This is a genomic window from Citrobacter sp. VF227 (genome assembly GCF_052950715.1).
In genome coordinates, this window is sequence record NZ_JBRFVF010000002.1 from 588,064 (window position 1) to 611,498 (window position 23,435).

At 52.5% G+C, this 23,435-nt stretch carries 21 protein-coding genes; 9 read left to right on the forward strand and 12 right to left on the reverse strand.

The features are described from left to right. Positions 1-150: 150 nt before the first annotated feature. Together ahpF and ahpC are read right to left on the reverse strand one after the other, a co-directional pair. Complete coding sequence (ahpF, locus tag ACU8YC_RS10365; RefSeq protein WP_151224914.1) at positions 151-1,716, reverse strand: alkyl hydroperoxide reductase subunit F; 1,566 nt, start codon at positions 1,714-1,716, stop codon at positions 151-153. Positions 1,717-1,902: 186 nt separating this feature from the next. After that, positions 1,903-2,466, reverse strand: coding sequence for an alkyl hydroperoxide reductase subunit C (ahpC, locus tag ACU8YC_RS10370; RefSeq protein WP_004859485.1), 564 nt, complete (start codon positions 2,464-2,466; stop codon positions 1,903-1,905). 374 nt (positions 2,467-2,840) lie between these two features. Here ahpC and dsbG point away from each other — a divergent pair, with 374 nt between their 5' ends. The 4 genes from dsbG (at position 2,841) to ACU8YC_RS10390 (ending at position 6,694) form a co-directional block, all read left to right on the forward strand. Further along, positions 2,841-3,587, forward strand: a complete 747-nt coding sequence (gene dsbG, locus ACU8YC_RS10375; protein WP_151218735.1) for a thiol:disulfide interchange protein DsbG — start codon at positions 2,841-2,843, stop codon at positions 3,585-3,587. A 206-nt stretch (positions 3,588-3,793) separates the two neighbouring features. After that, positions 3,794-4,699, forward strand: coding sequence for a DNA-binding transcriptional repressor CitR (gene citR, locus ACU8YC_RS10380; protein ID WP_151224913.1), 906 nt, complete (start codon positions 3,794-3,796; stop codon positions 4,697-4,699). A gap of 169 nt (positions 4,700-4,868) precedes the next feature. Continuing rightward, positions 4,869-6,092, forward strand: a complete 1,224-nt coding sequence (locus ACU8YC_RS10385; protein WP_414437954.1) for a phosphoadenosine phosphosulfate reductase — start codon at positions 4,869-4,871, stop codon at positions 6,090-6,092. Then, a complete protein-coding gene (locus tag ACU8YC_RS10390; protein ID WP_187259418.1) occupies positions 6,077-6,694 on the forward strand; it encodes an IbrB-like domain-containing protein in 618 nt (205 codons plus the stop codon). The genes ACU8YC_RS10385 and ACU8YC_RS10390 overlap by 16 nt, the downstream gene beginning before the upstream one ends. Here ACU8YC_RS10390 and ACU8YC_RS10395 read toward each other — a convergent pair whose 3' ends face one another. Further along, complete coding sequence (locus ACU8YC_RS10395) at positions 6,695-7,855, reverse strand: pyridoxal phosphate-dependent aminotransferase (RefSeq protein ID WP_187259417.1); 1,161 nt, start codon at positions 7,853-7,855, stop codon at positions 6,695-6,697. Between the two features lie 133 nt (positions 7,856-7,988). Between ACU8YC_RS10395 and ACU8YC_RS10400 the strand changes: the two genes are divergently transcribed. Further along, the gene (locus ACU8YC_RS10400; RefSeq protein ID WP_252837992.1) at positions 7,989-9,077 is read left to right on the forward strand and encodes an oxidoreductase; all 1,089 of its coding nucleotides are present in this window, start codon (positions 7,989-7,991) and stop codon (positions 9,075-9,077) included. A gap of 118 nt (positions 9,078-9,195) precedes the next feature. On the opposite strand, the gene ACU8YC_RS10405 is transcribed toward ACU8YC_RS10400, so the two are convergent. From ACU8YC_RS10405 to entC, 7 genes are all read right to left on the reverse strand, one after another. Continuing rightward, positions 9,196-9,393, reverse strand: a complete 198-nt coding sequence (locus ACU8YC_RS10405; RefSeq protein WP_151218731.1) for a YbdD/YjiX family protein — start codon at positions 9,391-9,393, stop codon at positions 9,196-9,198. A 63-nt stretch (positions 9,394-9,456) separates the two neighbouring features. Next, complete coding sequence (gene cstA, locus ACU8YC_RS10410; protein ID WP_187252835.1) at positions 9,457-11,562, reverse strand: pyruvate/proton symporter CstA; 2,106 nt, start codon at positions 11,560-11,562, stop codon at positions 9,457-9,459. Between the two features lie 184 nt (positions 11,563-11,746). Further along, entirely contained in the window at positions 11,747-12,160 is a 414-nt protein-coding gene (gene entH, locus ACU8YC_RS10415) for a proofreading thioesterase EntH (RefSeq protein ID WP_151224911.1), read from the reverse strand. 2 nt (positions 12,161-12,162) lie between these two features. Further along, the gene (entA, locus tag ACU8YC_RS10420) at positions 12,163-12,918 is read right to left on the reverse strand and encodes a 2,3-dihydro-2,3-dihydroxybenzoate dehydrogenase EntA (protein ID WP_151218729.1); all 756 of its coding nucleotides are present in this window, start codon (positions 12,916-12,918) and stop codon (positions 12,163-12,165) included. Further along, entirely contained in the window at positions 12,918-13,775 is an 858-nt protein-coding gene (locus tag ACU8YC_RS10425) for an isochorismatase (protein ID WP_151218728.1), read from the reverse strand. Before ACU8YC_RS10425 ends, entA begins: the two co-directional genes overlap by 1 nt. Positions 13,776-13,788: 13 nt before the next feature. Further along, positions 13,789-15,399 (reverse strand): (2,3-dihydroxybenzoyl)adenylate synthase EntE, encoded by a 1,611-nt coding sequence (entE, locus tag ACU8YC_RS10430; protein ID WP_151218727.1) that lies wholly within the window; start codon positions 15,397-15,399, stop codon positions 13,789-13,791. 156 nt (positions 15,400-15,555) lie between these two features. Continuing rightward, positions 15,556-16,731 carry an isochorismate synthase EntC gene (entC, locus tag ACU8YC_RS10435; protein ID WP_187259413.1) on the reverse strand — a complete coding sequence of 392 codons (1,176 nt, stop codon included), beginning with the start codon at positions 16,729-16,731 and terminating at the stop codon, positions 15,556-15,558. 214 nt (positions 16,732-16,945) lie between these two features. Between entC and fepB the strand changes: the two genes are divergently transcribed. Continuing rightward, positions 16,946-17,875 carry a Fe2+-enterobactin ABC transporter substrate-binding protein gene (fepB, locus tag ACU8YC_RS10440; RefSeq protein WP_151225084.1) on the forward strand — a complete coding sequence of 310 codons (930 nt, stop codon included), beginning with the start codon at positions 16,946-16,948 and terminating at the stop codon, positions 17,873-17,875. 44 nt (positions 17,876-17,919) lie between these two features. Here fepB and entS read toward each other — a convergent pair whose 3' ends face one another. Beyond that, on the reverse strand, positions 17,920-19,158 hold the full coding sequence (gene entS / locus ACU8YC_RS10445; protein WP_151224908.1) for an enterobactin transporter EntS: 1,239 nt from the start codon (positions 19,156-19,158) through the stop codon (positions 17,920-17,922). Positions 19,159-19,267: 109 nt separating this feature from the next. Between entS and fepD the strand changes: the two genes are divergently transcribed. From fepD to fepC, 3 genes are read left to right on the forward strand one after another with little or no spacing between them, the layout of a single operon-like run. Further along, positions 19,268-20,275: a Fe(3+)-siderophore ABC transporter permease gene (fepD, locus tag ACU8YC_RS10450; RefSeq protein ID WP_446895308.1), complete on the forward strand. Its 1,008-nt coding sequence runs from the start codon at positions 19,268-19,270 to the stop codon at positions 20,273-20,275. Continuing rightward, positions 20,272-21,264, forward strand: coding sequence for an iron-enterobactin ABC transporter permease (fepG, locus tag ACU8YC_RS10455; RefSeq protein WP_414437957.1), 993 nt, complete (start codon positions 20,272-20,274; stop codon positions 21,262-21,264). Before fepD ends, fepG begins: the two co-directional genes overlap by 4 nt. Continuing rightward, positions 21,261-22,058 (forward strand): iron-enterobactin ABC transporter ATP-binding protein, encoded by a 798-nt coding sequence (gene fepC / locus ACU8YC_RS10460; RefSeq protein WP_446895309.1) that lies wholly within the window; start codon positions 21,261-21,263, stop codon positions 22,056-22,058. Before fepG ends, fepC begins: the two co-directional genes overlap by 4 nt. A 46-nt stretch (positions 22,059-22,104) precedes the next feature. On the opposite strand, the gene wzz(fepE) is transcribed toward fepC, so the two are convergent. Further along, positions 22,105-23,238, reverse strand: coding sequence for an LPS O-antigen length regulator Wzz(fepE) (gene wzz(fepE), locus ACU8YC_RS10465; RefSeq protein WP_187252843.1), 1,134 nt, complete (start codon positions 23,236-23,238; stop codon positions 22,105-22,107). Between the last annotated feature and the right edge of the window lie 197 nt (positions 23,239-23,435).

The following is a 23,435-nucleotide window of genomic DNA, read 5'->3' on the forward strand; positions in this document are numbered from 1 at the left end:
TTTCTTTGACTAAAAAAATGATCAGGCTAACTTAAGTAATGTTTTATGCGTTTTATTGTTTCAGGAATTGAAAATTTGTGAGCGGCGGAAATAAAAAAAACCGCCAGCGGAAAACTGGCGGTTTTGGTATTGCAGGTGTGTCTTACTTTTTTATGCTACTGTCGTGCGAATCAGATAATCAAACGAACTCAATGATGCCTTGGCACCTTCGCCGGTCGCAATGATAATCTGCTTATACGGTACGGTGGTGCAATCACCGGCAGCAAAAACGCCCTTAACGCTCGTTTCGCACTTGGCATCAATGATGATTTCACCCATGCGATTACGCTCAACGGCACCTTCCAGCCAGTTGGTATTTGGCAACAGACCAATCTGTACAAAAATACCAGCCAGTTCTACGCTGTGAACATCGCCGCTTACGCGATCACGATACGCCAGACCAGTGACTTTGCTGCCATCGCCTTTCACTTCTGTCGTTTGCGCGTTCAGAATGATATCGACGTTTTTCAGACTGCGAAGTTTATTCTGCAGCACCTGATCGGCCTTCATTTCTGGAGCAAACTCCAGCAGCGTGACATGTTCAACAATACCAGCGAGGTCGATTGCGGCCTCAACACCAGAGTTACCGCCGCCAATCACTGCGACGCGCTTGCCTTTAAACAGCGGGCCATCGCAGTGTGGGCAGTAGGTTACGCCCTTGGTGCGATACTGATCTTCGCCCGGCACGTTCATGTTGCGCCATTTCGCACCAGTGGCAATGATAATACTGCGAGCTTTCAGCACTGCACCGGATGCCGTTTCGATCTGATGCAGACCGCCTTCCTGCGCCGCCGGGACCAGTTTGCTCGCGCTCTGGCTGTCGATCACATCAACATCATAATCATCAACGTGTGCTTTCAGCGCGCCGGCCAGTTTCTGACCTTCAGTTTTGGGCACCGAGATATAGTTTTCAATATCAACGGTATCAAGAACCTGACCACCAAAGCGTTCGCCCATCAGTCCGGTGCGAATACCTTTACGTGCAGAGTACACCGCCGCTGCCGCGCCCGCAGGACCAGAACCGACAATCAGCACATCATAGGCATCGCGCTTGTTCAGCTCTTCGGCTGCACGTTTTTCTGCACCGGTATCCACTTTCGCCACGATCTCAGTCAGCGTCATACGACCCTGACCGAACTCTTTGCCGTTCATATAGACCGCTGGAACGCCCATCACGTTGCGCTCGGTGATTTCGTTCTGGAATGTCCCGCCGTCAATCGCCGTATGCTTGATACGGGGGTTGAGTACAGACATCAGGTTCAGCGCTTGCACTACGTCCGGACAGTTATGGCAGGAAAGCGAATAATAGGTTTCAAACTCAAAATCACCGTCGAGATCGCGGATTTGCTCCAGCAACGCCTGCGCTTCTTTTGACGGATGACCGCCGGTCCACAGCAGCGCCAGCACCAGAGAGGTAAATTCATGACCCAGAGGAGAACCGGCAAAGCGTGGTCCCTGATGAGAACCGGGGTTAGTAATCAGAAACGATGGCTTACGTACCGCCAGAGTATTGTCTTCTTTGAAGGTGACTTTTTCTGACAATTCAGCAATTTCAGTCAGCAGTTCCTTGATTTCTGCCGATTTAGCGCTGTCATCCAGCGTAGCAATCAACTCAACAGGTTTGGTCAGTTTCTCAAGGTAAGCCCTGAGCTGGGTTTTCATATTTGTGTCGAGCATTCTTCTTCCCTCTCTGAAAACATCATCATGCAAGCCGACTTCGCTGGACTGCATTAATGCAACTTGCATCATGGTGCTGGAATGAAATGGGCGCGTCTGCGCCCATTGATTGCCGGGTGGCACTTCGTTTACCGGCCTACGGTTTCATAGGCCTGTGCAAGCGCATCACCGCAAGGCAAAACTGGCTTAGATCTTGCCGACCAGATCTAAAGATGGCGCTAAGGTCGCTTCACCTTCTTTCCATTTCGCCGGGCAAACTTCACCTGGGTGAGAAGCGACGTACTGAGCAGCTTTAATTTTGCGCAGCAGGTCAGATGCATCACGGCCGATACCTTCAGCGGTAACTTCGATTGCCTGGATGATACCCTGCGGGTCAACAACGAAAGTTGCGCGGTCAGCCAGACCTTCATCTTCACGCATGTTGTCGAAGTTACGGGTCAGGGCGCCAGTCGGGTCGCCGATCATCGCGTATTTGATTTTCGCGATAGTGTCAGAGCTGCTGTGCCATGCCTTGTGAGTGAAGTGGGTGTCAGTAGAGACGGAATAGACATCTACGCCCAGTTTCTGCAGTTCTTCATAATGGTCTGCAACGTCACCCAATTCGGTCGGGCATACGAAAGTAAAGTCAGCCGGGTAGAAGAAGAAGACGCTCCAGCGACCTTCGGTATCTTTCTCGGTTACTTCGATGAACTCACCGTTTTTGAACGCCTGGTTTTTGAAAGGTTTAATTTTAGTATTAATCAAAGACATCTGTACTTCCTCCGTGTTTTCGTTGAGAGATAAGTTAACGAAAATCTCTTCGCAGGGCTAATGCGTTTCCTTTATCAAATCAATAAGCGATAACTAACAACCCACTCAAACACATGTTGTGAACTTAACGATAAAAGTAAAAAAGGCCCCCTTTGCAGGGAGCCCCATTACCCGAGCTACCCGCAGGTAACATCAGTGCCAGCAGGACTGGCTATGTGTTGCGCTCTACATTACCTTAACAAAGGTCGTAACAGCGATTGGGATTACATCACCCAACTAAAGAAAGGGCAATCGATGGACGGTCGATCTTACCTATGGCTGCGATAGGTTTTACAACAGAGTCCCCTGTCCTTCTTATTTTATAAGGAAAATCAATGTTTAAACGCACCTTACTTTTAAGCCTGCTCCCTGCAGTGGTGTATGCCGAAGAACTGCCTGCTCCTGTTAAAGCGATTGAGAAACAGGGCATTACTATCCTGAAACCCTTCGACGCGCCGGGAGGAATGAAAGGCTATCTGGGAAAATACCAGGATATGGGCGTTACTATCTACGTCACGCCTGACGGTAAACATGCCATCTCGGGCTACATGTATAACGAAAAAGGAGAAAACCTCAGCAATGCGCTAATCGAAAAAGAGGTTTATGCCCCTGCAGGTCGCGAGATGTGGCAACGGATGGAAAAGGCATCCTGGATCCTGGACGGGAAAAAAGAGGCACCAGTCATTGTCTACGTGTTTGCCGATCCTTTCTGTCCTTATTGTAAACAATTCTGGCAGCAGGCGCGCCCGTGGGTGGATTCCGGAAAAGTTCAGTTGCGCACATTGCTGGTTGGCGTAATTAAACCCGAAAGTCCGGCTACCGCCGCTGCGATTCTGGCCGCAAAAGATCCGGCCAAAACCTGGCATGACTATGAGGCATCTGGTGGGAAAATAAAGTTGGAAATCCCGACCGCCGTCCCCCCAGAACAGATGAAAGTATTGAATATCAATCAAAAGTTGATGGATGACCTGGGGGCTAACGTAACGCCGGCTATCTATTACATGAGCAAGGACAATACGTTACAACAGGAGGTCGGGTTGCCCGATAAGGATAAATTAAACATTATCATGGGAAATAAATAAAGGTAATAGAATGAGTGATTGTTATCGTTCTCATTTCAATCACTCAGCACAATTCAAATTCCCCTCGTGAAAATTACGCAGATTGTGCTATTTTAGTTAAAGTTAATGATTCATTAAGCACAGAAACATAAACCACCAGAATAACTACCATTTAAAATATTCAAAATCTTTATTTTTCTCACCATAACTATTATTGGAAGGCATATATGGCTAATCTCTACGACCTTAAAAAATTCGATCTCAATCTACTGGTTATATTTGAGTGTATTTATCAACATTTGAGCATCAGTAAGGCTGCTGAAACGCTGTATATTACACCTTCTGCTGTTAGTCAGTCGTTGCAGCGACTGCGTACGCAATTTAATGATCCACTGTTTATTCGTTCCGGTAAGGGTATTACCCCGACGGTGACAGGCATTAATCTTCATCATCATCTTGAGAAAAACCTCAACAATCTGGAACAAACAATAAACATAATGCACAGTTCCAGTCTGAGCAAAAAATTTGTTATTTACAGCCCGCAATTTGCAACCAGACTGATTATCAACGAGTTAATTCATTCTCTCAGAGATGAGTCAGATATCGAAATTGAGCATCACGATATATTAATCTCCTCAGAAACGGCGGAGAACATATTGGTATACCGCAAGGCTGACCTGGTCATTACGACAGAGTCAATCAATAACCGCTCCATTATCTGTACGCCATTCACAACACTCGAGCATGTCCTGGCTTGCAGAAAAAATCACTCAAGAATCAATGAGTCAAGTACGATTGATGACATTATACAAGAGAAGTTTACATTTTTTCTTACTGAAAATGAAGGTATTAAAAACTTCCAGTCACAAATAGATAATGCTTTAATCAATCGTAACATTGGTTTCAGCAGCGATTCGACGATCTCAATCACCAATATCATTGCCAGCACGGACATAATCGGCGTTATTCCTCGGGCTATATACGAATACTATCGTACTTCTTTAGATTTAAAAGAAATCAATATTGATTTTACATTACCATCCATTACACTTTATTTAATGTACAACAGAGCCTCACTCAACAATAATGCTTTCGCTGAATACATAGCAAGAATCAGCCAGAATATTATTTAAAACAGCAAGTGATATATTCAATCAATAAATTTAATTCATCCAGAGAATAATCCCTGGCGAACCATACAAATAAAGAATACAGCGTAAATTGCATAACACATAAACTGGCATATCCAATTACAAGCATTTATTATGTCTGTAAATAATAAGATGCCGATATGGACTTGATATGTCTGTTTATAAAATTCCTCTGGTACAAAATGTTCTGGAGGCCGCTCAGGAACGCATATCCTGGACACTAGAAACTCTGCCACGCGTGTGCGTCTCATTCTCTGGAGGAAAAGATTCAGGGCTAATGCTACACCTGACAGCCACGCTCGCTCGTCAGTTAGGAAAAAAAATTAACGTCCTGTTTATCGACTGGGAAGCACAATTTTCCTGCACTATCGACTATGTAGTAGCTCTACGTGAACGTTATGCCGATGTCATTGAACGATTTTATTGGGTGGCCTTACCGCTCACCACCCAAAATTCACTCTCACAATTTCAACCCGAATGGCAGTGCTGGGAACCTGATACACCGTGGGTTCGTCAACCACCTGCGGATGCTATAACCGACCCTGAGTTCTTCTCTTTCTATCAACCCGGCATGACATTTGAACAATTTGTTCGTGAATTTGCTGACTGGTTTTCAGAGAAACGACCAGCCGCCATGATGGTGGGCATCCGCGCCGATGAGTCATACAATCGTTTCGTCGCTATCGCCAATTCTCATAAGCAACGTTTTGCCGATGATAAACCCTGGACTACCAGCGCCCCCGGCGGGCACACCTGGTATATTTATCCGCTTTATGACTGGAAAACCGCCGATATATGGACCTGGTTTGCAAAAACCAGAATGCCGAGCAATCCCCTATACAACCTGATGTATCAGGCTGGTGTCCCAACGCGCTACATGCGCATTTGTGAGCCCTTTGGCCCGGAACAGCGCCAGGGATTATGGCTATATCATGTCATTGAACCCGAGCGCTGGGCAGCCATGTGCGCCCGTGTTAGCGGCGTCAAAAGCGGGGGAATTTACGCTGGACATGATAATCATTTTTACGGTCACCGGAAAATACTCAAACCAGAGCATTTAAGCTGGCAGGAATATGCCATGCTGCTATTGGACAGCATGCCAGAGACGACTGCAGAACATTACCGCAATAAAATCGCCGTTTATTTACAGTGGTATAAGAAAAAGGGCATGGACAATATCCCGCAAATTCAGGAAAAAGATATTGGTTCAAAGGATATTCCATCGTGGCGGCGTATCTGCAAAGTCTTGCTGAATAATGACTACTGGTGCCGGGCACTTTCTTTCAGCCCAACAAAACCTAAAAACTACCAACGTTATAACGAACGTATGAAAACAAAACGCCAGGAATGGGGGATTTTATGCAGCAACGATTAACTCAGGAACTCACTGGTTTTCTTTCTGGCCTGTCAGAAGAAGAGCGAATTGAAGCGATCAATCAATTCAGAATGGCGATACACAGCGTCAGCCCCTTTCGCGATGAGCCTGTCGATTGTGTGTTATGGGTTAAAAATGATCATATCTCGCCCAACGATTACAATCCCAATAACGTTGCCCCGCCGGAGAAAAAGTTGCTGCTGAGATCCATCGAAGCCGACGGATTCACTCAACCTATTGTGGTGGTCCAGTCAACGACGGAAGACTATGAAATCGTCGATGGATTTCACCGTCATGAGTTAGGTAAAAGCAAGCCATTGCTGAGATCACGCCTGCATGGCTATCTGCCCGTCACCTGTTTACAACGCGAACGCCACGAACGTATGGCAGCGACCATTCGCCATAACCGTGCTCGCGGGCGGCATCAAATTCACGCTATGTCGGAAATCGTTCGTGAATTATCACAGCTGGGGTGGAGTGAAGAGAAAATAAGTAAAGAGCTAGGTATGGACGACGATGAGGTTTTACGTCTAAAACAAATCAACGGCCTGCAAGAGTTGTTTGCCGACCGTCGATTCTCTAAAGCCTGGACGGTGAAATAGCTATAGCGAAACCAAACGTTCGGCTGCCGCTAGTAGCGTCGATTCTTGCTTGGCAAAACAGAGGCGAATCAACTTATGCGGAAAAGGATCGGCGCAAAAAACCGACAACGGGATCGCCGCAACGCCCACCTCAGTCGTTAGCCACTGGCAAAACTCAACGTCGTTAAGCGTAGAGACAGCACTGTAATCGACCAACAGAAAATACGTGCCTTCACACGGGAGTATTTCCAGGCGGCTATCACGCAAGGCATTCACCAATATGTCGCGTTTTTGCTGATAAAATGCTGGCAGCTCATGATAGTGCGCTGGATCTTCGCGCAGCATATCCGCCAGCGCCAGCTGCGCCGGCGTATTGACAGAAAACGTCAGATACTGGTGAACCTTGCGCAATTCTGCGCTAATGGCGGCTGGCGCGACGCAGTAGCCAACTTTCCAGCCGGTCATATGATAAGTCTTACCAAATGATGAAACGGCAACGGCGCGTTCGCGTAGCTGGGGATGCGCCAGCACGCTGGCATGACCCTGTTCAGCGAAGCAGATATGTTCATAAACTTCGTCGCTGATGACAAAGATCTCGCGTTCTTTAATCGCCTGCCACAGCGCATCAAAATCGGCGTGATGCCACACGGTGGCGGAAGGGTTATGCGGTGTGTTAAGGATCACCAGCCGGGTACGTTCGCTGAGTAAAGCGCTAAACGCCCGCCAGTCGACGTTAAAAGACGGCGGTTGCAGCGCGATACGTTTCACCACCCCGCCGGATAATTCGACCGCAGGCGCATAGCTGTCATAACTTGGGTCAAAACAAATCACCTCATCACCCTGACGCACCAGCGCCGTAATTGCGGCGTACAATGCTTCCGTTGCCCCTGCGGTGACAGTCACTTCACTATTTGCGTCAGGACTAAAGCCGTATAACTGCGTGGTTTTATCCGCAATAGCTTCGCGCAGCGGCTGCACACCCGTCATCGGCGCATACTGGTTTGCACCATGCGCGACGTGATACGCCAGACGTTCCTGCAAAAAAAGTGGACCGTCAAAATCAGGAAATCCCTGCGAGAGGTTAATGGCCTGATGCTGCTGTGCCAGCGCGCTCATTTGCGTGAAAATAGTGGTGCCCAGATTAGGTAGTTTGCTTTGCGGAATCAGCGGGTTATTACTCATTATTGTTATCCCAGCGTGTGATGTTGTGGTTGAAGCAACTATAGCACGATGCTAGTATTTGGCAATCAAGACGTTCAGACGTCTATATAAAAATAACCTGCCAGGACAGGACAGCCAAAAGGACAAACACAACATGAGTAATACCGAGATTCGCGTCGTCACCGGCCCGGCCAACTATTTTTCCCATACCGGCAGCCTGTCAAGACTCAACGATTTTTTCACTGCCGATCAACTCTCACATGCTGTCTGGGTTTATGGTGAGCGCGCCATTGATGCGGCCCGCCCTTATCTGCCGGATGCATTTCATCTTGCCGAAGCTAAGCGCCTGTTGTTCACAGGACACTGCAGCGAAACCGATGTAACTGAACTGCAAAAACTGTCAGGAGAGGATCGCAGCGTGGTGATTGGCGTGGGCGGCGGAACCTTGCTCGACACCGCCAAAGCGCTGGCTCGTCGTCTCGGTTTGCCTTTCGTGGCGATCCCGACCATTGCCGCCACCTGCGCGGCCTGGACACCGCTCTCTGTCTGGTACAACGATGCAGGCCAGGCGCTACATTTTGACATTTTCGATGATGCTAATTTTCTCGTACTGGTAGAGCCGGAAATCATACTCAACGCCCCAGAGGAGTATTTACTGGCGGGGATCGGCGATACGCTGGCGAAGTGGTATGAAGCTGTCGTTCTCACGCCTCAGCCGGAAACTTTGCCGTTGACCGTACGGCTGGGTATCCATGCCGCACAGACGATCCGCGATGTCCTGCTGGAAAGCAGCGAGCATGCGCTAGCCGATAAACAACAAGGCACGTTAAGCCGTACATTTTGCGATGTGGTTGATGCCATTATTGCCGGAGGCGGCATGGTTGGCGGTCTGGGCGAACGTTACACCCGGGTGGCGGCAGCACATTCGGTACACAATGGCCTGACCGTCCTTCCGCAAACGGAGAAGTTTTTACACGGCACCAAAGTGGCGTACGGCATACTGGTGCAGAGCGCGCTGCTGGAACAAGATGATGCACTGGCGCAATTGATAGCCGCTTATCAGCGCTTCAACCTGCCAACGCGGCTGGCTCAATTAGATGTGGATATCAAGAATCAGGCCGAGATTGATAAGGTGATTGCCCACACTCTGCGCCCGGTAGAATCCATTCACGCGCTAGCGGTGACGTTAACCCCGGATACCCTGCGCACGGCGTTCGAAAAGGTAGAATCGTTTACAGGGTGAGCGAAAAATCTGCCGGGAGCAGATTTGCACACTGCTTGCAGCGGCCCTGTAGGGGCGAAGCCCAGGGATGGGCCGAGTAACAAAGCCCACATACCTGCAGCTTGAATTATGAAGATCATTAACAACAGCGCGCGCCGCCTTTGCCCCCATAACGCGCATCCTGGCGCTCGCGGAAAAATTCTTCGTAGGTCATCGGCGTCTGATCCGGGTGCGTGACTCGCATATGTTCAACATAGTTGTCGTAATCCGGTACACCGATCATTAACCGGGCGGTTTGGCCTAAATACTTTCCGGCTTTAGAGAGCGTTTCAAACATAGTGGTTACCTGTCGTACAAACGCCCTCCCCGTTCAGGAGAGGGCTCATTGGTTAAGAGAATATTAGTGCGCGCCTTTCGCCTGCGCCACGATCTCTTCGACATTCTCAGGCATCGGCTCGTACGGCGTCTCTTTCGAAGTTGGTTTGTCCTCTTTCAATGCTGCCAGCGCAGTTTTGATGGAGAACAGACCCAGCACCACAACGACTACCATGAAGAAAATGGTAAGCCCCGCATCCAGACGGTTGTTAAACACCAGCTGCGTCAGCTGTGACTGGGTGTACTGTGCCGGAATGTTTCCGCTGTCGATCATAGCCTGGAACTTGTTGGCGATAGCCAGGAAGCCGATTTTCGCATCCGGGCTAAACGCTTTCTGCCAGCCAGCAGTCAGGGTACAAATCAGCAGCCAGGCGGTTGGCACCAGCGCCACCCATGCGTAGCGTTGACGTTTCATCTTGAACAGTACCACTGCACAAAGCATCAGCGCCATACCGGCCAGCATCTGGTTGGCGATACCAAACAGTGGCCACAGGGTATTAATACCGCCCAGTGGATCCACCACGCCCTGGTGCAAGAAATAACCCCAGGCCAGCACGCACAGCGCTGTCGCCAACAGGTTCGCTGGCAGCGAATCGGTACGTTTCAGACCCGGTGACATCACGCCCAGCAGATCCTGCAGCATAAAGCGCGCGGCGCGCGTACCGGCGTCGACTGCCGTCAGAATAAACAGGGCTTCAAACAAAATGGCGAAGTGATACCAGAACGCCACATCCATCATGCCACCCAGCGCACCGTGCAGAATATACGCCATGCCCACCGCCAGCGTCGGCGCACCGCCTGCGCGGGAGATAATGGATTGTTCGCCGACATCGTTCGCAATCTGATGCAGCGTATCAGGCGTGATAACAAAGCCCCAACTGCTCACGACCTGTGCCGCTGACGCAACCACATCGGTGGTTCCGGCAGGTGCCAGTACCGCCATCGGGCTGTTCATCGCAAAGTAAACACCTGGATCGATAACGCAGGCCGCCACCAGCGCCATAATGGCGACAAAGGATTCCATCAGCATCCCGCCGTAACCGATAAAGCAGGCCTGACCTTCATTCGCCAGCATCTTCGGCGTGGTGCCGGAGGCAATCAGCGCGTGGAAACCCGAGACTGCACCGCAGGCGATGGTAATAAACAGGAACGGGAACAAGTTACCACTCCAGACCGGGCCTGTACCGTCAACAAACTTTGTCAACGCAGGCATGGTCAGTGTCGGGCGCATGATCAGGATCCCTACCGCCAGACCAACAATGGTGCCAATTTTCAGGAAGGTAGAAAGATAATCACGCGGTGCCAGCAGCAGCCATACCGGCAGCACGGCAGCGACAAAACCGTATCCCACCAGCATCCATGTCAGCTGTACGCCGGTAAAGTCAAAATAAGGAGCCCAGGTGGGACTTTCCGCCACCCAGCCGCCGGAAATAATGGCGAATACCAGGAAGACCAGACCGATGACCGACACTTCACCAATGCGACCTGGGCGCAGATAACGCAGGTAAATCCCCATAAAAATCGCCAGCGGGATTGTGAACGCCACGGTATAGGTTCCCCACGGACTGTGGGTCAGCGCTTTCACGACGATCATCGCCAGTACCGCCAGGATAATCACCATGATCATAAAACAGGCCACCAGCGCAATAACGCCTGCCGTTGGGCCCATCTCTTCTTTAACCAGTTCGCCAAGGGAACGACCATCGCGACGGGTAGATACAAACAGTACCATGAAGTCCTGCACCGCACCCGCCAGCACCACCCCGGCCAGCAACCAGATCATACCTGGCAGATAGCCCATTTGCGCCGCCAGTACAGGTCCAACTAATGGCCCCGCTCCGGCAATCGCCGCAAAATGGTGACCAAACAGCACTTTTTTATCGGTGGGAACATAGTCCAGACCATCGTTATGACGCACGGCTGGCGTCATACGCGTCGGGTCCAGCGCCAGTACATTTTTAGCGATGTACAGGCCGTAGAAACGATAAGCGATAAGGTAGACACAGACCGACGCCACGACTATCCACAACGCGTTGATCTGTTCACCGCGGTTTAATGCGATATAGCCGAGGGCAAATGCTCCCATTACGGAGAGCACTGTCCAGACGAGGTACTTCCCTGATTTGTTCATAGTTGTTATCCGTTGTCCGCTCCAGAGAGATGTTACATTTTGTTTCTATAACATCTTTTCTGAATTTAACAACCTGACAACCATACAAACCCGAAGTATCACTGAGTATTTACATTGCATTGTTAACTAGATCACTTCATTTACCTGTTAACGCTGCAATTTCATTTTACTTTTCAGGGTCACTTCACCCCATCACCGCAGTACCTAAACGGCAGGTGCAACAGCGTCGTCCCTGCTCATCAAAGATGACAATTTCCCAGCTCTGATTCTGACGCCCGAGGTGCAAAGGTTGGCAGACACCGCGCACTTTACCCTGCGAAACCGCCCGATGGTGCGTGGCGTTGAGTTCCGTCCCCACCACACACTGCCCGTCGCGAGTCATCAGATAACCTGCCATCGAACCCAACGTTTCTGCCAGAGCCGCAGACGCTCCGCCGTGCAGCAAACCAAACGGCTGATGCGTACGCTCATCCACCGGCATTTCGGCTTCCAGCACATCATCACTCAGTCGGGTATAGACCATGCCCAGGTGCGCCACCATGGTGTTCTGACTGGTGGCATTGAGTTCATCCAGCGTTAAATGACGTTTCCAGATCATCGTCATGCTCCCAGCGTAGAGCCGCCGTCTACCACGATATCCTGCAACGTAATGTGGCTGGCTAAATCGGAGGCAAGAAATAAAATCGTGTGGGCGATCTCCTGCGGCTGGGCGATTTTCCCCAACGGAATGCCGAGCTTATACTGCTCGCCAAATCCACGAATACGCTGCTGTTCCGCGTCATCGCTGACCCACAACGTACGCTGCATATCGGTATCGGTCGAGCCAGGCGAAACCACATTACAGCGCACACCGCTACCCGCCAGTTCAAGTCCGACGGTTAACGCCAGGCTTTTCAGCGCGGCTTTTGACGCCCCATAAGCACTCATGCCGATACGCGGCGTGTGCGCCGCATCCGATGCAACGGTGACGATCGCCCCGCCCTGCTGGCGACGAAACTGCGCCATCGTCTGCTGAAACAGATTGAACGCTCCGCCCACGTTGACGGCGAAGGTTTGCTGCCAGTCCTCAACGCTAAGCGCGTCGGTTGGTCCCATACGCAGGATCCCTGCGGCATTCACCAGTATGTCGAGACATTCGGTATTCGCGAGCAAACGCCCGCATACCTGCGCCACCTGCTGCGCGTTCGCCACGTCCATCACCTCGGTGGCAAAGGGATACTCTGCCAGCGCGAACTCGCGGTCAAAGCCCGTAACCTGTGCCCCGGCGTCAATAAACGCCAGCGCCGTGGTGTAGCCGATTCCTTTTCCCGCGCCGGTTACCCAGACGGTTTTCCCGGCAAAATCAAATCCGGCCATTACTTCACCTCGCGGGAGAGCAGAGCCCACCAGGCGTCAATGGTCGGTTTTTTCGCCAGCATGACGAAATCAATGTCGCCATGCACTTTACGCCAGCGGGCGGCCAGCGCCATCATGCGAACCGAATCCAGTCCATAGTCGATCAGGTTTTCATCATCCATCGGCTCTTCTGATTCATCCAGCAGCGGCAGAATAACGCGGCGCAACGCCTCTTTACTGGCCGGGACAGGCATCGGCAATAATTCCTGCGTCATCACCACACGCCCGGAACGTCCCGCCACATATTTCAGCGACATCAGATGTTCGTCACGGCTAAAGTCCGCCAACGCATCGGCAACCATAAACGGTTTGATATCACGCATGAAGGCGTCTGTTGCGGTGGTCATACAGCCAATATGCGCATACACGCCGGTAATAATCAGTTGATTACGCCCGGTTTCCTTAAGCATCTGTTCTAACGGAGAGCGATGAAATGCGCTGTAACGCCATTTCACCAGGATAGTATCTGCTTCATCCGGTGCCAGCGCTTCAACGATTTTTTGCTGCTCAGGCGAACGCGTCAGGCCCGGCCCCCACATATCATTAAGCAAAGCACGGTCCTCATCACTCTGCTCTTTCGGCTGGGCGGTGTAATACACCGGAATATTATGCGCTTTGCAGTATTGACGCAGTGCGGCGATGTTAGCGACAACCTGCTCCATCATCGGGCAGTTATCGCCCCAAAAACCGATAAAATAGTCCTGCATGTCATGGATCAGCAGCGCGGCGCGTTCAGGTTCAAAGGCCCAGTCCACTTTGTTCACCGGAACATCAAGCGCTGTGGGTAGCGCATAAGCCTGCAGTTTAGGAATTGCCATCTCTTTTTCTCCTTCAGGCCAGTGAACGTGATGCCAGCCACTGACGTAATTGTTTTTTATCCACTTTCCCAACCGGCGTCAGCGGTAATGACTCAACGCATTCCACACGGTCAGGTAATTTAAATTCCGCCACGCCCTGCTCGCGCAGAAAACGACGCACCTGCACCGCGCGTAGCGGCTCTTTTACTACCAGGCAGGCGCAGCTTTTCTCGCCCATCAGCTCGTCATCCACACTGACCAGCGCCGCATGAATCACCGCCGGATGGCGCAGTAACAAGTTTTCGATTTCTTCGGCAGCGATCTTCTCCCCGCCACGGTTGATCTGATCTTTTTCGCGCCCCTGCACGGTGATGTAGCCATCCCGATCGATAGCGATCAGATCGCCGGAGCAGTAAAACCCGTTGGCATCAAAGGCGCTGGCATTGTGTTCAGGGCTGTTGAAATAGCCACGGAAGGTGTACGGGCCACGCGTCATCAGGCGTCCGGTTTCGCCCTGTGGCAAAGGATTACCGTCAGCGTCTGCCACCCAAACCTCATCATCGGGACACATCGGGCGACCCTGGGTATTGATGATGCGCTCAGGACTGTCGTCCAGGCGGGTGTAGTTCACCAGCCCTTCCGCCATACCGAAGACCTGCTGCAACTGGCAGCCTATTTCCGCCGGAATGCGGGCGGCAAGCGTCGCGGACAAGCGCGCTCCGCCAACCTGTAACAATTTCAGCGATGCCAATTGCGCATTACTGCCCCACTCCGCAATCGCCTGCAGCCACAGGCTCACGGCTGGCGGCACCAGCGCCGTAACGTTCACCTGATGCTGTTCAATCAACGGGAAGCACAGCGTGGCGCTTGGATCGGCCGCCAGCACTACAGTTCCACCCGCAAGGAACACCCCCAGCGCGCCAGGTGAACTCATGGCGTAGTTATGCGCCGCCGGAATAGCGCACAGATAGCGCGTTTCTCCAGTGAAATGGCAAATCTCGTTGCTGCGGCGCACGCTGTAGTAATAATCGTTATGGGTACGCGGGATCAGCTTCGGCGTCCCGGTAGTGCCACCGGAAAGCTGGAAATACGCCACTTCATCTGCAGGCGATGGCGTAGCGGTAAAATCAGTCGCCGACTGGCTTATCGCGTTTTGCAGGTTGTGTTCACCCTCGTCATTGAGCAGCAGAACCACGCGCACCGAGCTGTGCTCGGCAACAAATGTGTTAAGAAAGTCATCTGCGGTAAACAGCGTATGCGCGCGGTCAGCGATCAGCAGCGCCGGTTTAATTTGTGTCGCGTAGGCGTTGAGCTCGGTGCGTTGATGGCTGTACAGCCCAAAAACAGGCGCCACTCCCAGCTTGAGCAGGGCAAAAAAGGTGACATACAGTTCAGCCACATTGCCCAGTTGCACCAGCGCGGTTTCGCCGGGTTTGATCCCCAGGCGGCGCAGGCTGCTGGCGAGATTATCTGCTGCCTGGTTCAACTGGCGATAGCTCAGATGGCGTTCACCATCAATCACCGCCGTCTGGTCACTATCGGCGTGGCGAGTCAAAATGTCGGTCAGCGGCAAATCCTGCCAGTAACCTTTTTCACGATAGCGGCGGGCAAATTCTTCCGGCCAACGGGTGAAAGGAATACTCATGATTACTCCTTAGAGCCTGTCAATAAGGCGTATATTGTTGCAGCCAGTTTGGACACGGACAGCGCGGAGCAACCGGAGCGTACTTGTGGTACGTGAGGATTGTGAGCACTGCCCAGGGTCAAACTGGCAAATAAAATAGCCTGATGGACCAGGCTCTTAATGCAGGCCAAAAACATTCAACATGGTGGAAAGCTTGGCTCCCGTTTCACGCCATTCCGCAACCGGGGAAGAGGCTGGCACAATTCCTGCTCCGGCGAAGAAACGAACCTGATTGCGCAGCAGCCTCGCGCAGCGGATCGTCACGACCCATTCACCGTTACCTTCGGCATCACACCAGCCGACAATGCCGCCGAACAGTTCACGATCGAACGGCTCCAGTTCGGCGATAAGTTTGCGTGCGACCTGATGCGGGAAGCCGCTCAGCGCAGGCGTCGGGTGTAGCAGGCACGCCAACGTCAGGGCGTTTTCCTGCGCGTTGGCTTTACCTTCAAACGGCGTACCGAGGTGCCACAGCGTAGGCGTGGTAACCAGTTGCGGAGAGGAAGGGAGTTGCAGTTCACGGCTACGATCGCGCAATACATTTTTCATCGCCTGCGTCACCAGTTCGTGTTCATGGCGATCCTTCTCGGATGCCAGCAGGCGATTACCCGCCTCCCTGTCCAGCACATCGTCCGGCTGACGGCGCGCGGAACCGGCCAGAGGTAATGAGCTGAAACGATCGTCTTCTTTGCGTAACAGCAGTTCCGGACTGGCGCCAATCAATACGCCGTCGTCTTCAAGAGGCACGTGGAAGTTGTAGCTCGCCGGATTTTGCGCCACCAGCCGCTCCAGCAGGGCGCCGCTGTCTATATTGGCGTCTACAGTGATATCGATCAGGCGGGATAACACCACTTTGTCAACTTCCGGGGTAGACGTCAGCGCAGCCGCCCGGGCGACCATGTCTTCAAAAAAGTCCTGTTCTGGGATCGATTTACGTTCCACGACGTTCAGCGACTGATGCGCATTAAAATAACGTGATGACTGCTGCTTCGCCGTGCGGGAAAACGTCTGCCACGACTGGGGAATAAACAACGATGACGGCTGGCGGGTGTCAAAAGGGATCGCCCCGACCATGATAGGGTTAGCGATACCCTGCGATTTGGCATCAGCAAACAGGGCGCGCATTTTCTGTTGGAAAGGGCTGTCTGGCGCGTCGCCATCAATTGCCGGTTCCGCATAGCGGGCGAAGCATCCTGACGTCGTAAAACTACGGTACGGCGACATAAAGAAAAAACTGTCGGGAGCGAGCGTCGGCATAGTCTGCGTTTTTTCCTCGGCCAGTGACGTATCCATATCATCCTCCAAAAATGATAAAGGCTCTAATAATGATTATCATTTATATTTTCGGTCGCTAACCTAAAAGTAAAGCGGCAGTATGTCAACTCTTGAGGTAGCACAATGTGCGACTTTGGCTTGCATCCTTGTTCACTAACAATGAAAATGAGAAGCATTACTCATACTGATAACAGGAAGCTGATTCGTGAGTCTCCCCTCTTTTTGCCGCACCATGCTCTTGCTGACAGGTTTGTCTATTTCAGGAATTTCTTCAGGTCACGCCGCCGAGTGGCCGCGTCAGGTTACCGACAGCCGCGGCACGCATACGCTGGAGCATAAGCCGCAGCGCATTGTCTCCACCAGCGTCACCCTCACAGGCTCGCTACTGGCGATTGATGCTCCGGTCATCGCCAGCGGAGCCACCACGCCGAACAATCGCATTGGCGATGCGCAGGGCTTTTTGCGTCAGTGGAGCGAAGTCGCAAAAGAGCGCAAATTGAGTCGTCTGTATATTGGTGAACCGAGCGCTGAAGCCGTTGCGGCGCAAATGCCGGATCTGATTCTGATAAGCGCCACCGGCGGGGATTCTGCCCTCGCACTGTACGATCAACTGTCCACCATTGCGCCCACACTTATCATTAATTACGACGACAAAAGCTGGCAGTCACTGCTGACGCAGTTAGGCGGCATCACCGGGCATGAGCAACAGGCGGCAGCACGTATTGCCGAGTTTGATAAGCAACTGCAGACGGTTAAACAACGTATTACCCTACCGCCACAGCCGGTTAACGCACTGGTGTACACCGCCGCCGCGCACAGCGCCAACCTGTGGACGCCGGAATCTGCGCAAGGCAAGTTAATGGAGCAGTTAGGTTTCACGTTAGCGCAGCTGCCAGCCGGACTGCACACCAGCCAGAGTCAGGGCAAGCGCCACGATATCATTCAAATCGGCGGTGAGAATCTGGCGACCGGACTGAATGGCGAAGCGCTATTCCTGTTCGCGGGCGACAACAAAGATGCCGACGCCATTTATGCCAATCCGCTGCTGGCACATCTGCCGGCCGTGCAGAACAAGCGTGTTTACGCCCTGGGAACGGAAACTTTCCGTCTGGACTACTACAGCGCGACGCTGTTGCTGCAACGCTTCTCCTCACTGTTTTAATGGTTCGTACCGGATGTGGTTTACGCCGCATCCGGCCTGAAGCCTCACGCCAGTTCAGGCGGCGTCTGACGGAAACGACGTAACTCATTCAACAGCAGCAACAGCAGCAGTCCTGCGATCGCAAGGCCAAATCCACTGACGCTTGCCGAAGCGACTGGCGTCATCATCGCGCCCAGACCACCTAACAACGCCGCTCCGATGGCATCACCAGTGACATTCTGCGCGGTCCACAAACCGTTAATTCGCCCGAGCATCGCTTCCGGCGTCTGCGTCTGTAACAGGGTGTACTGCAACAAAGAGCTGACCGCACTCAGCCAGCCAAACAGCGCCAGGCAAACAACCCCAAGCTCCCACACCGGCATCAACCCAAACAGCCCGATAGCCAGGAACGACGCCACGGTCGATGCCAACATGATCAGTCCCGGGCGAATGCTGTGCGCCAGTTGCCCGCTGGTCAATGCGCCCACCGCCGCCCCCAGGGGAATAGCCGCATACAGCAGACCAATTTGCGCGCTCGACATTTGCCAGTTAATCGCCAGCGCCGGATACAACACGCGTACAGCGCTCGCCATGGTCAACAGACCGCCGAGCAACGCAATGCCGCCAATCAGCGGACTGGCAAGCAGAAAACGAAATGCTGCCAGCAGCGATTTCAGCGGATGCTCACGCGGCTGCGGCGGAGGCGGCAACGCGGGAAGGCTCAGCAACGGCAGCAATGTAATGAAGGTCCCCGCCGCCGCCAGCCCGTAGTTCCAGGCCACGCCACCGGTTGCGAGCAGCACCCCGCCAAGCATTGGCGAAATGACCGACCCCAGACGCACCGTCAGCATGGTAATCGCCCCGGCCTGCATCAAATTCTCCCGCCCGACCAGCGCCGGCGTTGCTGCCAGCAAAGCGGTTACACCCAGTGAGGCAAAGAAACCGTCCCACAAGCCAAGCAGATAAATCACCAGTAATGACGGTTCAGGCAGTAGCGCATTCAGACACAGACCAATAAAGCCAATTCCGCAGGTTCCACGCGCCAACAGGATCACTTTTTTACGTTCATAGCGATCGGCCAGCACGCCGCCCACCATCAGGCCAATAAACATCGCGCTACCAGTCAACGTCACCGACAAACCAACCTGCCAGGTCGACTGCGTCATCATCTGGATCTGTACCGGAACCGCCACACCGAGTAGCCCCAGAGAGACAATGGAAATAAAACGGGCGAGGAAGACGGCACGAAATGCAGGGTGGGTCTTTAACAGGCTGAGATTGAGCAGCCATGATTGTCGATTCATTACAGAGCCTTACCAGGTACTTTTTCAATATCCATTCGATGGCTGCACATGCTAACATATCCAAATAAGATCGATAACGATAATTACTATCATTATCAGGGAAGTTGATATGCCATGCTCTGTTTCCGCGACACGTGCCTTCGCCGTGCCCGGACTATTGTTATTACTTGTTCTCATCACGGTACTAAGCCTGGTGATTGGCGCAAAATCGCTACCTGCTTCCGTGGTGCTGGATGCGCTCACCGGCAGTTGTCAAAGCGCTGATTGCACCATCGTGCTGGACGCACGCCTGCCGCGCACACTGGCAGGACTGCTCGCAGGTGGTGCGCTGGGCCTGGCTGGCGCATTAATGCAAACGCTCACGCGTAACCCTCTCGCCGATCCCGGCATTCTGGGCGTCAACGCCGGTGCCAGCTTCGCTATTGTGCTGGGCGCCGCGCTGTTCGGCTTTTCCTCTGCGCAAGAGCAACTGCTGATGGCCTTTTGCGGTGCGCTGGCCGCGTCGCTGATCGTGGCATTTACCGGTAGTCAGGGCGGTGGGCAGTTAAGCCCGGTACGTCTGACGCTGGCAGGGGTTGCGCTGGGCGCGGTGCTGGAAGGATTATCCACCGGCATCGCCCTGCTCAACCCGGACGTTTACGATCAGTTGCGTTTCTGGCAAGCCGGTTCACTGGATATCCGCAGCCTGCAAACGCTTAAAGTAGTACTTGTGCCGGTGCTGATTGCCGCTACTGTTGCGTTGTTCCTCAGCCGCGCCCTGAATAGTCTGAGCCTCGGAAGTGACACCGCTACCGCACTGGGCAGCAAAGTCGCTCGCACGCAGTTTATTGGCCTGCTGGCGATTACCGTACTGTGTGGTAGTGCAACCGCGATTGTCGGCCCTATCGCCTTTATCGGTCTGATGATGCCGCATATGGCGCGCTGGCTGGTAGGGGCAGATCACCGTTGGTCACTGCCCGCTACCCTGCTGGCTACCCCGTCTCTGCTACTGATTGCCGATATCATCGGTCGCCTGATTGTCCCCGGGGAGCTGCGTGTTTCGGTGGTCAGCGCATTCATCGGCGCGCCGGTGCTTATCTTTCTGGTACGACGGAAACCACGCGGAGGTGGCGCATGATGCACCTCTCTCGCCGTCTGATAATCAGCAGCCTGTTGCTGATTGTAGGCTGTCTCGCCGTTGGCTTATGGAGCCTGCGGAGCGGCGTCGTGACGCTGGAAACCCAGCAAATTTTTGCTGCTCTGTTTGGCGATGCGCCACGCAGTATTACGCTGGTGGTGACCGAATGGCGTTTGCCTCGCATGCTCATGGCGCTATTGATTGGCGCGGCGCTCGGCGTGAGCGGCGCTATATTTCAGTCGCTGATGCGCAACCCGCTGGGCAGCCCGGATGTGATGGGTTTCAATACCGGTGCCTGGAGCGGTGTGCTGGTGGCAATGGTGCTGTTTGGACAACATCTCACCGCTATTGCTCTTGCGGCGATGCTGGGTGGGATCCTGACCTCTCTGGTGGTCTGGGCGCTTGCCTGGCGCAACGGTATTGACACCTTCCGACTGATTATTATCGGTATTGGCATACGTGCCATGCTGGTCGCGTTCAACACCTGGCTGCTGCTGAAGGCTTCATTAGAAACCGCATTGACGGCTGGGCTGTGGAACGCCGGATCGCTCAATGGTCTGACCTGGGCTAAGACCTGGCCTGCTGCACCGTTGATCATCATTATGCTGGTGTGCGCCACGTTGCTGGTGCGCCGGATGCGTTTACTGGAAATGGGTGATGACAGTGCCTGCGCGCTTGGGGTCAGCGTAGAACGTTCACGTTTGATGATGATGCTGGTAGCCGTTGTGCTGACCGCCGCCGCCACCGCGCTGGCAGGCCCCATCTCATTTATTGCTCTTGTCGCCCCGCATATCGCGCGGCGGGTTAGCGGCACATCGCGCTGGGGATTAACCCTGTCGGCACTGTGCGGCGCATTGCTGCTGCTGATGGCGGATTTGTGCGCTCAACAGCTGTTTATGCCTTATCAGCTTCCGGTGGGCGTTGTCACCGTAAGCCTCGGCGGTATTTATCTTATCGTCTTGTTAATTCAGGAGTCCCGCAAAAAATGATCGAATCAGTAGCCCGTTTGCGTGGCGACCAGTTAACGCTGGGTTATGGCAAGTTTACCGTAGCGGAAAACCTCAATGTGTCGATTCCCGACGGTCACTTCACCGCAATTATTGGGCCAAACGGCTGCGGGAAATCAACGCTACTGCGCACGTTGAGTCGTTTGATGACACCTGCACGCGGTCAGGTCTGGCTCGACGGTGAGCATATTCAGCACTATCCCAGCAAAGAAGTAGCCCGCAGAATTGGTTTACTTGCGCAAAACGCCACTACGCCGGGTGATATTACGGTGCAGGAGCTGGTTGCCCGTGGGCGCTACCCGCACCAGCCATTGTTTACCCGCTGGCGGAATGAAGATGAAATAGCGGTCTCAAACGCCATGCAGGCGACGGGGATCATCCACCTAGCATCACAAAGTGTGGATACCATTTCCGGCGGACAACGGCAGCGCGCATGGATTGCGATGGTACTGGCGCAGGAAACATCCATTATGCTGCTCGATGAGCCCACCACCTGGCTGGATATCAGTCATCAGATCGATCTGCTGGAGCTACTGAGTGAACTAAACCGGGAGAAAGGCTATACGCTGGCCGCCGTTTTACACGACCTCAATCAGGCCTGTCGCTATGCGACGCATCTGATTGCACTCCGTGACGGACATATTATTGCCGAGGGCGCGCCGAAGGAGATTGTCACGGCGGAGCTTATCGAAAAAATCTATGGGCTGCGCTGTATGATTATCGACGATCCGGTTGCCGGAACGCCGTTAGTGGTACCGCTCGGGCGCAACAAATAGCAAGATTTGTCGTATGGCGGCCTGTTCGCCGCCATACGACAATTCATCACACCAGTTGTTGGTCAACAAACGTCATTTTTTGCTTACGCGACGCCATGGCGTAGTTCAGTAAAACGCCACCACATGCCACCATACCGCCCAGTAAAGCAGCCAGAACAACGATCATTGATTTAGCCGCACCATCTTTATGCACCGGCAGCGAAGGTGAAAGTTGATATTTAAACGGAGCGAATTGTACGTCGCTCACATTCATCGCTAACAGCTGCTCAACGTGATATTGGCGATTACGTAATTCACCGTTAATTTCAGCAACATCTGTTACTGATTTTTCTATTTCTAATTTACGCGCGATGCCGTCGGCGCCAAGTGAAATAGAAAAATCAGGGTCATCTTTCACTGCCTGACCATTACTGTAGACTGGTTTTTTAATCCCGGCAGCATTCGCAATCTCCAGGGAGTAGTTCAACCGCTGGATATTGGCTTCCAGCTGATTCTTGAGCCTGACGCGATCCATCTCCAGTCTTTCTTTTTCAAAGCTGGTTTTGATCGACAGTTTATTGCGAATATCTTCCAGCGTTTCTTTTTCCACAATGTCTGAAATGTACTGGATGTAGCCTTTCAATACCGACTGGGCTTCTTCAGCCTGTGGCGCGGTAAAACTCAGCGTCCATGCGGTATACAACGAGGTTTCATTCTTTTTTCCTACGTTGCTGTCAACCGCTTTCATTTTCTCACTGAGCCTGACGATGGCCCGATGCAGGTCCATTTCATCGATATCAGCGCCTTTCAGTTGATCCATCACGTAGGGTGAAGAACGCAGATACGCTCCTAACAATGAGGGCGACTGAAATTTTTTGATAAACAGGTTAAATACATCACCACGGCTAACGTTTATATCCATATCCAACACGCGCAATTTGGTCAACGTATTCTCAAGCTCCTGCCACTGGACCGGTTCTGCAGGGGTCACGATGGCCTGACTGGTCCATTTTTGTGGCAGCAAAAAAGAGACCAGAATACCCACACAAGCAAAGGCTAATACGGTCGCCATAATTTTCGTCCTGGCGCGCCATAAAATTTCGATAAGATTCACTAAATCAATTTCGTTGGCATTAGCCGTTGGCTGGGGATAAGCAGTAAGTTCCGAAACGTTGTCTTGCTTAATATTTAATGATGACATGTTGTGTGACCTGAGATCCGCGCCCAAAGAAGAACATTTTCGAAAGAGAAGTCTACCAGTTAGTAAGAATTATCCGAAACATTCTTTGTGCCTGAAGCCCTACCAATAATAATATTCGGAATTTATTCACCCCTTTAATCGCCATCCGCCCCACAAAAAAGATCATCTCCATAACATATAATTTACATTATGGAGCT

Excerpts from the sequence above, each read along its gene's own strand:
- entH (WP_151224911.1), bottom strand. The coding sequence starts at position 12,160 with ATGATCTGGAAACGTCATTTAACGCTGGATGAACTCAATGCCACCAGT.
- entA (WP_151218729.1), bottom strand. The coding sequence starts at position 12,918 with ATGGCCGGATTTGATTTTGCCGGGAAAACCGTCTGGGTAACCGGCGCG.
- ahpC (WP_004859485.1), bottom strand. The coding sequence starts at position 2,466 with ATGTCTTTGATTAATACTAAAATTAAACCTTTCAAAAACCAGGCGTTC.
- ACU8YC_RS10385 (WP_414437954.1), top strand. The coding sequence starts at position 4,869 with ATGTCTGTTTATAAAATTCCTCTGGTACAAAATGTTCTGGAGGCCGCT.
- ahpF (WP_151224914.1), bottom strand. The coding sequence starts at position 1,716 with ATGCTCGACACAAATATGAAAACCCAGCTCAGGGCTTACCTTGAGAAA.
- entS (WP_151224908.1), bottom strand. The coding sequence starts at position 19,158 with ATGAATCGACAATCATGGCTGCTCAATCTCAGCCTGTTAAAGACCCAC.
- cstA (WP_187252835.1), bottom strand. The coding sequence starts at position 11,562 with ATGAACAAATCAGGGAAGTACCTCGTCTGGACAGTGCTCTCCGTAATG.
- ACU8YC_RS10425 (WP_151218728.1), bottom strand. The coding sequence starts at position 13,775 with ATGGCAATTCCTAAACTGCAGGCTTATGCGCTACCCACAGCGCTTGAT.
- fepC (WP_446895309.1), top strand. The coding sequence starts at position 21,261 with ATGATCGAATCAGTAGCCCGTTTGCGTGGCGACCAGTTAACGCTGGGT.
- entC (WP_187259413.1), bottom strand. The coding sequence starts at position 16,731 with ATGGATACGTCACTGGCCGAGGAAAAAACGCAGACTATGCCGACGCTC.
- citR (WP_151224913.1), top strand. The coding sequence starts at position 3,794 with ATGGCTAATCTCTACGACCTTAAAAAATTCGATCTCAATCTACTGGTT.
- entE (WP_151218727.1), bottom strand. The coding sequence starts at position 15,399 with ATGAGTATTCCTTTCACCCGTTGGCCGGAAGAATTTGCCCGCCGCTAT.
- fepD (WP_446895308.1), top strand. The coding sequence starts at position 19,268 with ATGCCATGCTCTGTTTCCGCGACACGTGCCTTCGCCGTGCCCGGACTA.
- fepG (WP_414437957.1), top strand. The coding sequence starts at position 20,272 with ATGATGCACCTCTCTCGCCGTCTGATAATCAGCAGCCTGTTGCTGATT.
- ACU8YC_RS10390 (WP_187259418.1), top strand. The coding sequence starts at position 6,077 with ATGCAGCAACGATTAACTCAGGAACTCACTGGTTTTCTTTCTGGCCTG.
- ACU8YC_RS10395 (WP_187259417.1), bottom strand. The coding sequence starts at position 7,855 with ATGAGTAATAACCCGCTGATTCCGCAAAGCAAACTACCTAATCTGGGC.
- fepB (WP_151225084.1), top strand. The coding sequence starts at position 16,946 with ATGCTCTTGCTGACAGGTTTGTCTATTTCAGGAATTTCTTCAGGTCAC.
- ACU8YC_RS10400 (WP_252837992.1), top strand. The coding sequence starts at position 7,989 with ATGAGTAATACCGAGATTCGCGTCGTCACCGGCCCGGCCAACTATTTT.
- ACU8YC_RS10405 (WP_151218731.1), bottom strand. The coding sequence starts at position 9,393 with ATGTTTGAAACGCTCTCTAAAGCCGGAAAGTATTTAGGCCAAACCGCC.
- dsbG (WP_151218735.1), top strand. The coding sequence starts at position 2,841 with ATGTTTAAACGCACCTTACTTTTAAGCCTGCTCCCTGCAGTGGTGTAT.